Source organism: Anaerostipes sp. MSJ-23 (assembly GCF_018918155.1).
GTDB lineage: Bacteria > Bacillota > Clostridia > Lachnospirales > Lachnospiraceae > Anaerostipes.
On sequence record NZ_JAHLPY010000013.1, the window covers coordinates 15,283 to 30,257 of the forward strand.

Here is a 14,975-nt window from a genome sequence, read left to right on the forward strand (position 1 = left end):
CTCCTTTATTTCTTCTTTCTACGGTTTGCTAATACCTGTTTACGTCCTGTCTTCATGGACTGGGCAAGATTTCGTTTTGCAGGGCAAATATAAGAACAGCTTCCGCATTCTACACATTCCGCTCCATGCAATTTTTCAAATGCCTCAAATTCCTGATGATCCGCAAGAACAGATAATTTTGCAGGCATCAGCTTCTGTGGACAGACTCTGACACATCTTCCACATCGGATACAGTTGCTTGGTTTATTCGCTGCAACTTCATCTTTTGTAAACGCAAGGAATGAAGAAAATGTTTTTACAGCAGGAACGTCTGTTGTATACATTGCCATTCCCATCATAGGACCACCGGAAATTACTTTTTCTGGTTTTGTTTTGAATCCACCGGCTGCCTCAATCAATTCATTTACGTTTGTACCAGTACGTACAAGGAAGTTTCCAGGATTTGCAATTGCATCACCTGTAACTGTTACGACACGCTGGAATAAAGGTTTTCCATCTTTGACTGCTTCTTTGATTGCAACAATCGTTGCAACGTTATCCACAATACATCCTGCATCTGCCGGAAGCATGCTGGAATTAATCATTCTTCCAGTGGTTGCGTAGATCAAAGAACGTTCTGCTCCCTGTGGGTACTTTGTTTTTAAAGTTGCAACGCTAATTCTCTGATCACCTTTTACGATAGCTTCAAGTTTTGCGATTGCATCTTTTTTATTATCCTCAACACCAATAATTCCTTTTGCTTTTGGGAACATATCAAGAACAATATTTAATCCTTCTACAAGTAACTCCGGTGTTTCCATCATAATACGATAGTCTCCCGTAATATATGGTTCACACTCTGCTCCGTTTACGATGATATATTCAATCGCATCCGGATCTTTTGGAGCAAGTTTTACATGAGTTGGGAATCCAGCACCTCCCAGTCCGACAATGCCGGCCTCTTTAATTGCTTCCAGTTTTTCTTCTTTTGACATAGATTCGTAAGGTTTCGCCTGGAATTCTACCTCATTAAATTCTCCATCATTTTCAATGACGATGGAGTTTACTTTTGCACCTGCCGGTGTCACTCTTGGTTCAATTGCCTTGACTGTTCCAGAAACAGAACTAAAGATATTCGCAGATACAAATCCTCCAGCTTCTGCTACTTTCTGGCCTGCAAGTACTTTGTCTCCCTTTTTTACAATTGGGTTTGCAGGAGCACCAATATGCTGGCCAACAGGTAAAACAACATCTCCCTTTGGCAGATATTCTTTAATAGGCGAATTTTTCGCATATCTTTTTCCATCATCTGGATGAACTCCACCGCTAAATGTAAACAATGCCATTTTAAGCCTTCCTTTCTTTTCTTTATATTTTCTTAACATCTATCATAAGTTGTTTTTACACGAAAATCAATGATGTACTGGATTTCGAACAATTTCCGTTTTTCCACCCTATGAAAAGATTATATTTTTGTGTTTCTGCATTTATTTTTCTGCATTGTACACAAAAAAAGAGTTTTCACCTATTTACATGAAAACTCCTTCGAAACAATTGTTATTTTAGCATAATCTTTTTTTAATTTCAATCTTTTTTTATTTTTTCTTATGCAAATTTTAATTTTTTCCTTTTGGTCTTAATGGAGTGATAGATCCATCTTCGTTCTGAATACTAATATTATTCAACTGACCTCTTAGATTTGCACGGACTGCTTTGACATATTCTGCACGTAGTTTTTTCTGCTCTTTTTTCTGTGCTTCTGTCAGTCCCACTGATTTTTGTAAGTGATATAATTCATTAATTCTTTGTACTTTTTTTGCATCCATGATCTTTTTATCCTTTTCTAAAATATGGTCTTTCTGTTAAATATTGTTTAAAATCAAAATTTTCTCTTTTGTGTGCAAGAAACAACGTTCCGATGTCTTCTCCTGAAACGACTCGATTGATATTGAAAAGATCATCGCTATTTACGATGACCATATCAGCGCCTGCATCGGTAACGATATTCGCTGCTGCAATTTTTGTTGACATTCCGCCGGTTCCAACTGCTGTTACAGCCCCTTTTGCCATTCCTTCAATTTTTTCATCGATAACACGAACTTCTGAAATTAACTTTGCCTGTGGATTTTTATGCGGATCATCTGTATATAGTCCATCGATATCTGTCAGCAGGATTAACAAATCTCCTCCAACAACCGAAGTTACAACTGCTGAAAGTGTATCATTATCTCCAAATTCAATTTCTTCTGTTGATACCGTATCATTTTCATTTACAATCGGTATTACTCCAAGTTTTAATAATTCGTCAAAGGTATTTTTTGCATTATATCTTCGCTCATCGTTTAACATTGTCTCTTTTGTGATCAGGATCTGCGCAGATCCTTGGTTGTATTCTGAAAATAGTTTTTGATAAATCATCATGAGCTGTCCCTGCCCAACAGCAGAACATGCCTGTTTCATTGGCAGCGATTGCGGACGTTTTGGAAGTCCCAGTGCCTTAAATCCAACACCGATCGCCCCGGAAGAAACAAGAATGACATCTTTTCCGCTGTTATGAAGATCCGTCAGAGAACGAACCAATTTCTCCAGGCGGAATAAATTAATATTTCCAGTTTTTTTATGAATTAAGGATGATGTTCCGACTTTTACGACGATTCTTTTTTTATCTTTTAGTTTTTCACGCGCACTCATGCTGTTTTTCCTCCCATATGTTTTTTCTATATGTCTTATACAGACTCTTTTACCATTGCTTCTGCAACTTTGATTCCATCCATTGCTGCGGATGTGATGCCGCCGGCATACCCAGCACCTTCCCCACATGGATAAATACCGCTAAAATTACTTTCCATCTGATGATTTCTTTCTAGCCGCACCGGTGAGGAAGTTCTTGCTTCAATTCCACATAAAACAGTATCATCTCGGTTGAACCCTTTGATTTTCCTTTCAAAAGCTTCCATTCCTTCGCAAATCGAATCTGAAACAACCTGCGGAAGACAAGTTCTTAAATTAGCAAAATCATATGCTCCTTTTGTATTTGGCTGAATCTCTCCATAACTTTTTGATACATTTCCCTCCCGGAAATCTTTTAACAATTGTACTGGTATTTTTCCTCCTGCTGCTTCAAATGCTTTTTCTTCCCATTTTCTCTGAAAACGAATTCCTGCCAAAGCATCGTCTCCTTCAAAATCTTTTGGTGTAACATTGACGATGATCGCACTATTTGAATTTCTTTCCATACGATCATGATTGCTCATTCCGTTAACGGTCAGCCTTCCAGGTTCTGAGGAAGCATTGACAACAAAACCTCCAGGACACATACAAAAAGAATAAACGCTTCGTCCATTTTTTGCATGATAGGTAAGTTTATAGGAAGCTGTCGGAAGATGGTATTTTTTGCTTTCCGTACCATATTGAGATTCATTAATCATTTCTCTTGGATGTTCTACGCGAAGTCCAATAGCAAAGGCCTTCGCATTCATTTCCATTCCATGTCCCGAAAGCATTTCAAATGTATCTCTAGCACTATGTCCAAGTGCAAGAATCAATTGATCGCAATCAATGGTTTCCTGATCATTTACAAGAATTCCTTTTAATACATGATCTTCCAAAATCAGATCCGTTACTTTCGCACCAAAGCGTACCGTTGCACCAAGACGTATCATCTCTTTCCTCATATTAGCAACGACTTTACATAAATGATCGGTACCAATATGAGGCTTGCTTTCATATAAGATTTCTTCTGGTGCACCAAAAGAAACGAATGTTTCTAGTACAAACCGATTTCTTAAAAATTTATCTTTGACTGCTGTATTTAATTTTCCATCGGAAAATGTACCGGCACCGCCCTCTCCAAACTGGACATTGGATTCCGGATTTAATGTTCCAGTTTCCCAAAAATTTTCTACATCTTTTTTCCGTTCTTCCACAGCATAGCCACGTTCTAAAACGATCGGGCAAAGACCTGCTCGGGAAAGCATCAGTGCTGCAAAAAGACCTGCCGGTCCCATTCCTACAACCACTGGACGATGTTGAAATGTCTTTTCTACTTTTGGAAAGACATAATGCTTTTTGGAAATCTGCATAATATTTTTATTATGATTTCTTTTTAAAAATTTTTCTTCTTCCTCTTTTGGAAGTTCTACATTCACCGCATATACATACATGATCGCATCTTTTTTTCTCGCATCAATAGAACGCTTAAAAATAGACCATGACTGATATGGTGTTTTATGTAAATAATGTTTTATTTTTTTCTCCAGCTGCTCTTTTGTATGATCTACGGGCAGCTTGATCTGTTGAATTCGAATCATTTTTTTCCTATCTGTTTTCCTGCAATATATCCAGATGTAAATGCCCACTGAAGATTATAGCCTCCACAAGTACCATCAACATCTAGTAATTCTCCTGTTATATAGAGGCCTCCCAAAATCTTTGATTCCAAGGTGCCTTGTACGACTTCTTTGGTTGATACACCACCAGCCGTTACTTGGGCCATATCATATCCTTTATGTCCGCAAATCTCTACCGGAAATTCTTTTATCATATGTAAAATTTTAAGAAATTCCTCTTCTTTTAACTTTCGGATGGATTTTTCTGGTGGAATGTTCAATCTTTTTAAGATAGCGAACACCAGTTTCTTATTTAGAAATCCCTGAAAAAATGTTTCCACCGTTTTATATCCACAAGTCTTTTGAAATGCTCTTGCTGTCTCTTCTAGCGTAAACATATTCGGCATTAAATCTAAAAGAACAGTTACTTTTTTCTTCCTTCTTAATGCATCAATTGCAAAACGACTGATTTGAAAAACTGGGATTCCGGAAATTCCGTATTTTGTAAACTGAACTTCTCCCTTTTCCTCTGCAATCAAATCTTGATTTGCATAAACTTTCATAGAACTTACATTTCGAACTCCCGAAATAAGAGAAAAATACTTTCCCTTTCCTTCTAATGCTACAAGGGCGGGAAACGGTTCCATAACTTTATGATGAAAACTTTTTGCAAGCTTATATCCACTTCCGTTACTTCCTAAATTTTCTTGTGCACATCCACCAGCTGCTAAAATCAAATGTTTGGCCTCAAAAATTTTTCCATTTCCAAAGACTCGAAAGGTATCTTTTTTCTTTTGTGCTTTTTCCACATAAAATCCCGTTAGAATATCAACTTTTAATGCTCGCAATTTTTCTGTTAGTACATCAAGTACCGTAGAAGCCTGCATGGACGCTGGATAATAATATCCATTTTGCTCCGTGACAAGCATTCCAAGGGATTCAAAAAAAGCAATCAATTCTGACAAACCGAATTGTTCAATCATCGGATATGGAAAATGGGGCTGTCCGCCCCTGTAACACGTCTCATCAAGATAACTGTTTGAGAGATTACATCTTCCATTTCCTGTTGCCAGGATTTTTTTTCCTGGTTTATCCATTCTCTCCAAAAGGAGAACCTTATTTTTATTCTGTGCCGCGGTAATGGCTGCCATCATTCCAGATGGCCCAGCCCCCACGATAATCACATCATACTTCATTCTTTTTTCTCCAAATTTATCATTGTCTGCCTTTAACTGCTGTAAGATTCCAAAAACTGGTAAACTTCCTGCCGATTTTCAAACACTTTTTTTTGCTTCATCATCTGACGAATCTCTTTTGGAAGTTTTTCTTCTTTCATATCTGTATATTCAAAAATTTCCTTTGTTCTGTTATTAACAATTACAAGATTTCCATTTAAAAAAGCAAGACCGTAGGTTGTCTTTTGTCCAAGCGCTGCCGCTTTTTTCTTTTCCTGTTTTTGTATTGTTGACTGAACCTGATGAATCAATTGATCTTTTGCATGATCTTTTTTATAAAAGGCAACATAATACATGTAGCCACACAGTACAGTCAAAATCATAATGTACACTAATAAAAAACGATTGATTTTTTTCATAAGAAACACTCCTTTGGCTAAGAGTGTTCCCCATTTTTCTGAAAATATACCAATGGTTTCCGCGTATCTTTCTTACAATAATCTTAATTTCTTTGCCATTTTTATAATCAGATGTCCTTTTGGTACATTTTTAAGTTCTTCTTCTGTGAAAACCTGGAATTTAATAATTCCAGCAAAATAAACAAGAACTCCAGCCGGAATCGCAATTACCAAACAAATGGCAAATCCAATTCTTCCAAATGGAAGGACTTTTAACAATACGAACTGAATGACTCCAATAACAACGCCCATAAGAATCGCACTAACGGCTGGTTTAACAAATGTTTTCACCACTTCCTGACGATATCCACTATATTTTCTAATGGAATTTGCATTTAAAATACTCATAACAACAGAAAATCCTGTAGTTGCCCAAACCAAGCTGTAAGTATTTAAATTCGTAAAATTCAGTGTAAGCAAAAGAACAATTACATTTGCACAAACGGAAATTGCAGAATGCCAAATTGGCACTCTCATCTTGTCCATTCCCTGTAAAATACCATTAGAAACGGTAGACATACAAGTAAATACAACAGAAATCGCACCAACACGAAGCAATCCTGCCCCAAGTCCGACACCATTCTTTACACCAAAGATTAATCCATTAATCGGTGTGTTTAAAACAGCAAGTCCAACTGCACAAGGAATTGCAATCATCATCGTAATCTTCAGGACCATCTCAATATTCTCATTCATCTTTTTCTTATCACCAAGTGCATAGGCACCAGAAATATTCGGAATGACTGCATTGGTAAGTGCAGAAGCCATTGCCAACGGAATATTAATCAATACATTGTACTGTCCAGAGAAAACACCATATAATTCCGATACATGGAATGCCTTCATTCCTTTTCCTACAAGAATGGAACTAAATAATGTCATATCGATCGTTGGGCAGCAATTATAAATTGCTGTACTTAAAATTACAGGTGTAATTGTCATCAATAAAATTTTTAAAATATTTCCATAGGATTCGATATACTTCGTCTTATCATGGCGCATCTGAATTTTTGATTTCGGATGATAAACCTTGTAAATAAAAAGACAAAAGATCAATCCAGTAATTACTCCGACTTCAGTACCGATTGCACTTCCTGCCGCTCCATGTCTGGCGATTTCATAGGTAATGGAATCAGATGGAAGAAATGGCTGAATCAAAACATAAGCCATTAAAATACTAAAAATTGCATTTAAAATCTGCTCAATAATCTGTGAAACCGATGTTGGAATCATCGTATTATGACCTTGAAAATATCCTCTTAGCACACCGAGAATTGCTGAGAAAAAGATGGTTGGTGAAATACAACGAAGTGCAAGAACCGCTCCCTGCTGTTTTCCTACAAAAACTGGTGCTCCGTACCATGCAACCAATGCTGCCACCCCACCAACAACTGCTGCATAAACAAGCGCTCCATAAAAAATCCTCTGCGCATTGATATATTCCTTCTTTGCAAGCCTTGCCGAAATTGATTTTGACACAGCAAGTGGAATACTAAAGGAAGAAATCAGCAAAATAATATTATAGATATTATACGCTACGCTGTAATAACCCATTCCGGCTTTTCCAATAATGTCAAACAGCGGGCTTCGATATAACAGTCCGATAATTCTACAAACGATCGATGCCGCTGCAAGAATCATTCCCTGTACCAAAAATGAATTTTTCTTTCCTGTATTCATGACAACCCTCTCTCATCTCTTGTATATCTGGTTTTTGTAAGAATCTCTTCTTGTTTTTCTTCCATTTCTTTTCGCTCTTCTTCTTCCATATGATCATAACCAAATAGATGAAGCATACTATGCGCAATCAAAAAAGCATACTCTCTTTCATAACTATGTCCATAAGCTTTGGCTTGTTCCCATACTTTATCCATGGAAATCACAATATCTCCAAGAAGAAATTCTCCGCTTTCTGGATCAAATGCCATCGGATCTTCTTCAATTTTTGAAAAATCTGCCGGTGTCTCATATTCTGCCATCGGAAAAGAAAGAACGTCTGTCGGACGATCAATATCTCTTTGCTCTTTGTTGATCTGATGAATCGTCTCATTATCTGTTAGTAATAAATTAACTTCACATTCATAAGGGCAGCTTACATAATCAATGGCTGCCCCGATCACATCGTGTGCTATTTTTTCATAAGGAATCGAAATCTCATCCTCATATTCATTTTCGATTACTATATTCATATTATTCCTATCTCTTATTTTTTCTATTGTTTCTTTGTTTCCTTGAAGCTTTCACTTCTTCATATTTGTCATAGGCGGCTACAATCTGCTGAACCAGTGGATGACGTACCACATCCTTGTTCGTCAGTTGTGAAATTCCAATATCTTTGACCTTTCCAAGCACTTTCAATGCCTCATCAAGTCCTGAAATGCTATCAAATGGAAGATCCTTTTGGGTCAAATCACCTGTGATAATCGCTTTTGAGCCAAACCCAATTCGTGTTAAAAACATTTTCATCTGCGCTGGCGTTGTATTCTGCGCCTCATCCAAAATGATATAAGCATTATCAAGTGTACGTCCACGCATATAGGCCAAAGGTGCAACCTCGATTAACCCTTTTTCCATATTTTTCATAAAAGCGTCTGCACCAAGAATTTCATATAAAGCATCGTATAGTGGACGTAAATATGGATCTACCTTACTTTGCAGATCTCCTGGAAGAAATCCAAGCTTTTCTCCGGCTTCAATCGCAGGTCTTGTTAAGATAATGCGATTCACCTCATCATTCTTAAAGGCAGTGATTGCCATCGCCATGGCAAGATAAGTTTTACCAGTTCCCGCTGGTCCAACACCAAAGGTAATCATCTTATTTTTAATTTGTTCTACATATTTTTTCTGTCCAAGTGTTTTCGGTTTTACTGCTTTCCCCTGAATCGTGTGGCAAATCACATCCTGATCAAGTTCTACCAGATTCGCAGGCTGATCATCCATCGATAAAGAAAGTGCATAATTTACGTTTTGTTCTGTAATCACATTTCCTCTTTTTGAAAGTTCCAGCAATTCTTCTACAACAGAAAGTGCGCTTTCCACTGCCTGCTGCGTTCCTATGCATTTTAATCGGTCATCCCTTAAAATCAAGCTAACATGCAATGTTTTTTCTATCTTTTTCATAAAGGCATCAAACTGCCCAAAAACATTTCCTCCATGTTCTGCTGGGAATTCCATTTCTATTTCCATCGGCTTCATTAATCTTCTGTCGCTCCTTTTTTTCAAGATTCTATGTTATTTTAACATCAGACCCCTTTTTTTTCAACTATTGTAGTGCAGTCGTTGGTGCGATTTTCTCTTCCTGCTTTTTGGTAAGCGGTTTGATATTTCGGATTTTTCCGGTTCTTTCTTCTTTTATGATTCTCCCAAATGCCTCATAATCATTTCCCTTTTTCTTAAAATTCAAATCACTATGCAAAATTTGAATTCCTTTTTTACGTTGTTTTTCTAAATATGTCTGCCAACGTTCTTTTAACTTTCTTTCTGCCTCATTTTCCTTATAAACCTTGCGAACCGCCTGGTAATTTCGAAATGTTTTGATATAGACACCCACTGGAAGATAAAAACTTTTTCCGATCTTTAAAGGATGCTTCCTTTCTATAACATCGGTATGTTTTTCCTTTTTCCTATCTGGAAGTTTCCACTCAAACTTTCCTATATAAATACTTTTCAACCATTTTTTGCTTTTTTTAAATTTCTTTTCATAGTAAGCTTCTGGAATTTCATCCTTATAATCTTCTTTTGTGCGAATCGTAATATCTCCATCTGCTTTGATCCGGTCGGTCTCGGTCACTTGAAAGTCATCACTATAATAATAAATCAAACCAGAAATTAAAGTCATCCCTTTCTTCACACGATCTCCAACAGATATCAAAGGCGTTCCGCTTTTTACGGAAAGTTTCGTAACAATTCCATTTTTCCCAGCAATAATATCACACGGTTTTTTCGGATTTTGTCTCGTTTTGCGATCTAAGGTCTCTTTCATTTCAATATGAAGCCTTGTTCCTTGAATAGAGCATGACACCCAAGCAATTTCATCATAATCTTCTCTTAAATGTTCTTCCAGTTCGTCGCAATCGATTTGCTTTTTATAAGTTCCAATTCGATAAAAATTGGTTGTTACATATTTTAGCAAACCACTTTTTGAATACATTTCATTTCCTGAAATCGTGATTTCCCACAAAAACTGACTCAGTAGAAATAAGGTTAGTACAGAAAAAACAACTGCAAACAATAATATCTTTCTTTTTCTATGTTCCCGGAAAAAATATGGAAGTCCGTATTCTCCTGTAAGTTTTAACTCTACATTTGTTTTTTGTGCCATCAGGGATAACATTTTATAAGAGCTTTTCCTTATAAAAAAAGAATAGCCTCCATTTTGAGACTTTAAATTCCATAAAACAAGATGATTTCTAGCACATAAATTTAAAAACCGCTCTACATTCTGCCCATAAATTTCAAAACAAAGGCGGCCAAACAGAAAATGTAAGATTCTTACCAATCATTTCTCCTTTATAGATATTCTAACCGTTCAATTTTTCCAAGGATTTTCATTGCTTCCTGCGAATAATAATCTACCGTAAGATTATCTCCACAAATTTTTAGTGTAACATGATTTCCTTGAATGCAGATTTTGTGATCATCATAAGATAAAATTCCCCTATAATTTTCAATAAAAACTTCCTGGTTCCCTGTTAAAGTGATGATAAAATCTCCAAAAATGACATCTCTTGGAAGAGAGAGTCCCTTAACGATGGCTTCTTTCGGCTTTCTTTTCATACGGAAATCTCTCCCCACGGCTTTTGGTTCAATATATGCAGAAAAAAAGCATCTTATACCTGCAAAGGTATAGGATGCTTCGTGTTTCATTATTTTGATTTTCTTTTACGAGCAGCTTCAGACTTTTTCTTACGTCTTACACTTGGCTTTTCGTAATGTTCTCTCTTGCGGATTTCCTGCTGAATTCCTGCTTTTGCACAATTTCTCTTAAATCTGCGAAGAGCGCTATCTAATGATTCATTTTCTTTAACGATTACGTTAGACATTGTTTTTCCTGACCTCCCCTCCAGTCTTGTACTTGTGCATAGGACTGTTTGGGTATTAATTTATTGCACTAGATTATTATACCACATTTTTCTGGTTCGTCAACTAAGAAATTTGATTTTTTAAAACTTCTTTTGCTTTTTCTACTGCATCTGGGATACCAGCTGGATTTTTACCACCTGCCTGTGCCATATTTGGACGACCGCCTCCGCCGCCACCGACACATCCGGCAATCTCTTTGATCAGATTTCCTGCATGGGCTCCTGCCTTCTGGGCTCCATCCGTTACCATTGCTACGAGGAATACTTTGCCGCCTTTTTCAGACGCAAGAACGATGACACCTTCCCCAAGTTTTTCTTTCAAATTATCTCCTAGTTCACGAAGTCCATTCATATCAACATCCTCTACCGATGTTGCAAGAAGTTTGATTCCATTAACTTCTTCTACTTGATCCATAACGTCTCCAAGGGCATCTTTTGCAAGTTTGCTCTTTAAGGATTCGTTTTCACTCTTTAATTCTTTTACTTCAGCAAGAAGAGATTCGATTCTTGAAAGTAATCCTGCAGGTGTAGATTTTAATGCCTTTGCTGCTTCTTTCAATTCTTCTTCCTGTTTGTGATAGTATTCAAAAACTCCCTGATCTGTAACTGCTTCAATTCTTCGTACACCTGATGCTACTCCGGATTCAGAAAGAATCTTAAATGCTGTAATTGCTCCTGTATTTTTTACATGAGTACCTCCGCAAAGTTCTACAGAGAAATCTCCCATGGATACTACACGAACTTCATCTCCATATTTTTCTCCAAATAAAGCCATTGCTCCTGTTTTTTTTGCATCTTCCATGGACATTACTTTTGTTACCACTGGAAGATTTTCTGAAATTTTCTCATTGACAATCTTTTCAACTCTCTGAATTTCATCTTCACTCATTGGTGAAAAATGAGAAAAGTCAAAACGTAAATGACTTGCATTATTCAAAGATCCAGCCTGTTCTACATGAGTTCCAAGCACTTCTCTTAATGCTCTTTGTAATAAATGCGTTGCACTATGGTTTTTCTCAGCAAGGCTTCTGTTCTTTTCATTGACATGGAAGACTACTTTCTCCCCTAATGTAAAGGTTCCTTCCGTTACATGTCCAACATGTCCAATCTTTCCTCCAGACAATTTAATCACATCTTCTACTTCAAAAGCTGCCTTGTCACTTAAGATTACACCTTTATCTGCTTCCTGACCACCACTTGTTGCGTAAAATGTTGTCTGATCCGCAATGATCGTTCCCTTGCTTCCTTCTGTAAGTTCTTTTACTACTTCTGTCTCTGTTGTCATAGCAGTGATCGTTCCATCACATGTCAGAGCATCATATCCAAGGAATTTTGATGTCATCGCAGGATCTAACTGTTCATAAACGGTTGCATCTGCTCCCATATAGTTTGTTGTTTTTCTTGCAGCTCTTGCAGTTTCTCTTTGTACCTGCATTTCTTTCTCAAATCCATCCTGATCTACACGGAATCCTTTTTCTTCCAGAATTTCGATTGTCAGATCCAGAGGGAATCCATAAGTATCATAAAGCTTAAATGCATCTTTTCCTGGAAGTTCTTTGACTCCTTTTTCTTTCATGGATTGTTCCATCTCAGAAAGAATAGAAAGTCCCTGGTCAATTGTTTTATTAAACTGTTTTTCTTCCTGTGACAGATGATTGAAGATAAATTCTGCTTTTTCTTCTAATTCTGGATAACCATCTTTAGATTCATGAATGGCTACTTTACTAATATCTGTAAGGAACAGATGATCAATTCCAAGCAGTCTTCCATGTCTTGCCGCACGACGAATCAGGCGGCGAAGTACATATCCACGGCCTTCATTTGATGGCAAAATACCATCCGATAACATAAATGTTGCAGAACGAATATGGTCTGTGATTACTCGGATAGATACGTCTGTATCATGATTTTCTCCATATTTTACTCCGGCAACTTCACAAATTTTATCGCGAATCGCTTTAATAGAGTCAACATCAAAGATAGAATCCACTTCCTGTACAATGACAGCAAGTCTTTCAAGACCCATTCCTGTATCAATATTTTTCTGTTTTAATTCTGTATAATGATTATGTCCGTCATTTTCAAACTGTGTAAATACGTTGTTCCATACTTCCATATAACGGTCGCAATCACATCCTACTGTACAGTCTGGACTTCCGCATCCATATTTTTCTCCACGGTCATAATAAATTTCAGAACATGGTCCGCAAGGTCCAGCCCCATGCTCCCAGAAGTTATCTTCTTTTCCAAAACGGAAGATACGTTCTGGTGCAATTCCGATTTCCTTTTCCCAAATTTCAAATGCTTCGTCATCATCCTGGTATACAGAAGGATAAAGTCGGTCAGGATCCAATCCAATCACTTTTGTTAAAAATTCCCAGGACCACGCAATTGCTTCATGTTTGAAATAATCTCCAAAAGAGAAGTTTCCAAGCATTTCAAAAAATGTACCATGTCTGGCAGTTTTTCCTACATTTTCAATATCTCCTGTACGGATACATTTCTGGCAGGTTGTCACTCTTGTTCTTGGTGGCACTTCCTGTCCTGTAAAATATGGCTTTAACGGTGCCATTCCCGCATTGATCAACAACAGACTGTTGTCATTTTTCGGCACAAGAGAAAAACTTTTTAATGCCAAATGTCCTTTACTTTCAAAGAACTCAAGATACATTTTCCTGAGCTCGTTGACTCCATATGCTCTCAATTCTTCATCCTCCTAATGTAATGTTTGTCTATTTTTCCATAACACAAAAGAAAACCTTGAAAAAGGTCTTCTTTTGTATTGGCTATGCCTGTTCTTTATTTTTCTTCTGTGACAGATGACTTCCGATCAGTGTTCCACCACCGGCGACTGCAAGTAAAAAAATAAATTTAATCAAATATGAGACTAGTTCTGATACAAATGCTGTCATATCTTGCCTCCTTTATCTTATAGAACTGATTATATCAAATAAGAAAGAGAATGACAATTCTTTGTTATAAGTTTTTCCATTTCCAAGATTACTTATTCTTCCTCATTGTTCATAATCTCTGTAAAAAAGCAAGAATAATGACCGGTATGACAGGCTGCTCCAACCTGACGTACCTTTGCAAGCAACGTATCCTTGTCACAGTCAATCGTTAAGGATTTTACATATTGATAATGCCCTGATGTCTCTCCTTTGATCCAAAGTTCCTGACGACTTCTGCTATAGTATGTCATAATACCGGTTTCTACGGTCTTTTCAAACGCTTCTTTTGTCATATAAGCAACCATCAAGACTTCTAGCGTTTTATCATCCTGTGTTACGACTGTCAGCATTCCATCACTGTTTAATTTAAAATCTTCAAAAGAAAGTGTACTTTTCCCCATTTTAAAGTGCTCCTTTCGTTGATAAAACATCTGTAATCCTTGGATCCATTCCCGTTGCTTCATCCAAAGACTTTGCAAATGCCTTAAATGCTGCTTCTATGATATGATGATTATTTTCTCCATCCAACTTTTTCAGATGCAGATTCATGGCTGCTCCATAAGAAATCGCATAGAAAAATTCATTTACCATTTCTGTATCAAATTCTCCAACACGATCCACGGTAAAGGTAAGATTGGATGAATAATAAGGTCTTCCACAAAGATCGATTCCGCAAAGAACCAGTGTTTCATCCATCGGAAGAATAAAAGAACCATATCTGCGGATTCCTTTTTTATCTCCAACTGCCTGTTTGATTGCTTCTCCAAGAACAATTCCGACATCCTCAATCGTATGATGGCAATCTACATAAAGATCTCCCTCGACTTCAACATCAAGATCAAAAAAGCCATGTTTTGCAAAGCTGTTTAACATATGATCGAAAAAACCAATCCCTGTATGAATATTTCCTTTTCCACTTCCATCCAGATCAAGTGTCATTTTAATCTTTGTCTCACTTGTATTTCGTTCTATCGAAACGCTTCTGCTCATAAATCAACCGATC

Annotated in this window: 15 protein-coding genes and 1 pseudogene; all 16 read right to left on the reverse strand. The window is 37.0% G+C overall.

The window, feature by feature from the left end:
• Positions 1-5: 5 nt before the first annotated feature.
• Entirely contained in the window at positions 6-1,325 is a 1,320-nt protein-coding gene (rsxC, locus tag KQI71_RS08890) for an electron transport complex subunit RsxC (RefSeq protein WP_216435555.1), read from the reverse strand.
• A 270-nt stretch (positions 1,326-1,595) separates the two neighbouring features.
• Positions 1,596-1,805 carry a DUF896 domain-containing protein gene (locus tag KQI71_RS08895; protein WP_216435556.1) on the reverse strand — a complete coding sequence of 70 codons (210 nt, stop codon included), beginning with the start codon at positions 1,803-1,805 and terminating at the stop codon, positions 1,596-1,598.
• A gap of 7 nt (positions 1,806-1,812) precedes the next feature.
• Positions 1,813-2,670, reverse strand: coding sequence for a glutamate 5-kinase (gene proB / locus KQI71_RS08900; RefSeq protein WP_216435557.1), 858 nt, complete (start codon positions 2,668-2,670; stop codon positions 1,813-1,815).
• A 35-nt stretch (positions 2,671-2,705) separates the two neighbouring features.
• Positions 2,706-4,289: an NAD(P)/FAD-dependent oxidoreductase gene (locus tag KQI71_RS08905; protein WP_216435558.1), complete on the reverse strand. Its 1,584-nt coding sequence runs from the start codon at positions 4,287-4,289 to the stop codon at positions 2,706-2,708.
• Entirely contained in the window at positions 4,286-5,503 is a 1,218-nt protein-coding gene (locus KQI71_RS08910) for an NAD(P)/FAD-dependent oxidoreductase (protein WP_216435559.1), read from the reverse strand. The genes KQI71_RS08905 and KQI71_RS08910 overlap by 4 nt, the downstream gene beginning before the upstream one ends.
• 32 nt (positions 5,504-5,535) lie before the next feature.
• The gene (locus KQI71_RS08915; RefSeq protein WP_216435560.1) at positions 5,536-5,901 is read right to left on the reverse strand and encodes a hypothetical protein; all 366 of its coding nucleotides are present in this window, start codon (positions 5,899-5,901) and stop codon (positions 5,536-5,538) included.
• 72 nt (positions 5,902-5,973) lie between these two features.
• Positions 5,974-7,620 (reverse strand): putative polysaccharide biosynthesis protein, encoded by a 1,647-nt coding sequence (locus tag KQI71_RS08920; protein ID WP_216435561.1) that lies wholly within the window; start codon positions 7,618-7,620, stop codon positions 5,974-5,976.
• Positions 7,617-8,129 (reverse strand): rRNA maturation RNase YbeY, encoded by a 513-nt coding sequence (gene ybeY, locus KQI71_RS08925; protein ID WP_216435562.1) that lies wholly within the window; start codon positions 8,127-8,129, stop codon positions 7,617-7,619. Before ybeY ends, KQI71_RS08920 begins: the two co-directional genes overlap by 4 nt.
• A gap of 7 nt (positions 8,130-8,136) precedes the next feature.
• On the reverse strand, positions 8,137-9,135 hold the full coding sequence (locus KQI71_RS08930; protein WP_216435563.1) for a PhoH family protein: 999 nt from the start codon (positions 9,133-9,135) through the stop codon (positions 8,137-8,139).
• A 67-nt stretch (positions 9,136-9,202) separates the two neighbouring features.
• Positions 9,203-10,438 carry a sporulation protein YqfD gene (locus tag KQI71_RS08935; RefSeq protein ID WP_216435564.1) on the reverse strand — a complete coding sequence of 412 codons (1,236 nt, stop codon included), beginning with the start codon at positions 10,436-10,438 and terminating at the stop codon, positions 9,203-9,205.
• A gap of 11 nt (positions 10,439-10,449) precedes the next feature.
• Positions 10,450-10,716, reverse strand: coding sequence for a YabP/YqfC family sporulation protein (locus tag KQI71_RS08940; RefSeq protein WP_216435565.1), 267 nt, complete (start codon positions 10,714-10,716; stop codon positions 10,450-10,452).
• Positions 10,717-10,805: 89 nt separating this feature from the next.
• Positions 10,806-10,982 carry a 30S ribosomal protein S21 gene (gene rpsU, locus KQI71_RS08945; protein ID WP_015530429.1) on the reverse strand — a complete coding sequence of 59 codons (177 nt, stop codon included), beginning with the start codon at positions 10,980-10,982 and terminating at the stop codon, positions 10,806-10,808.
• 103 nt (positions 10,983-11,085) lie between these two features.
• Positions 11,086-13,725, reverse strand: a complete 2,640-nt coding sequence (alaS, locus tag KQI71_RS08950; RefSeq protein ID WP_305853261.1) for an alanine--tRNA ligase — start codon at positions 13,723-13,725, stop codon at positions 11,086-11,088.
• 82 nt (positions 13,726-13,807) lie between these two features.
• On the reverse strand, positions 13,808-13,933 hold the full coding sequence (locus tag KQI71_RS12715) for a hypothetical protein (protein WP_256442148.1): 126 nt from the start codon (positions 13,931-13,933) through the stop codon (positions 13,808-13,810).
• A 101-nt stretch (positions 13,934-14,034) separates the two neighbouring features.
• Positions 14,035-14,367, reverse strand: a pseudogene (gene hisI / locus KQI71_RS08955) (phosphoribosyl-AMP cyclohydrolase); the annotation flags it as partial.
• A 7-nt stretch (positions 14,368-14,374) separates the two neighbouring features.
• Positions 14,375-14,962: an imidazoleglycerol-phosphate dehydratase HisB gene (gene hisB, locus KQI71_RS08960; protein ID WP_216435567.1), complete on the reverse strand. Its 588-nt coding sequence runs from the start codon at positions 14,960-14,962 to the stop codon at positions 14,375-14,377.
• Positions 14,963-14,975 lie beyond the last annotated feature (13 nt).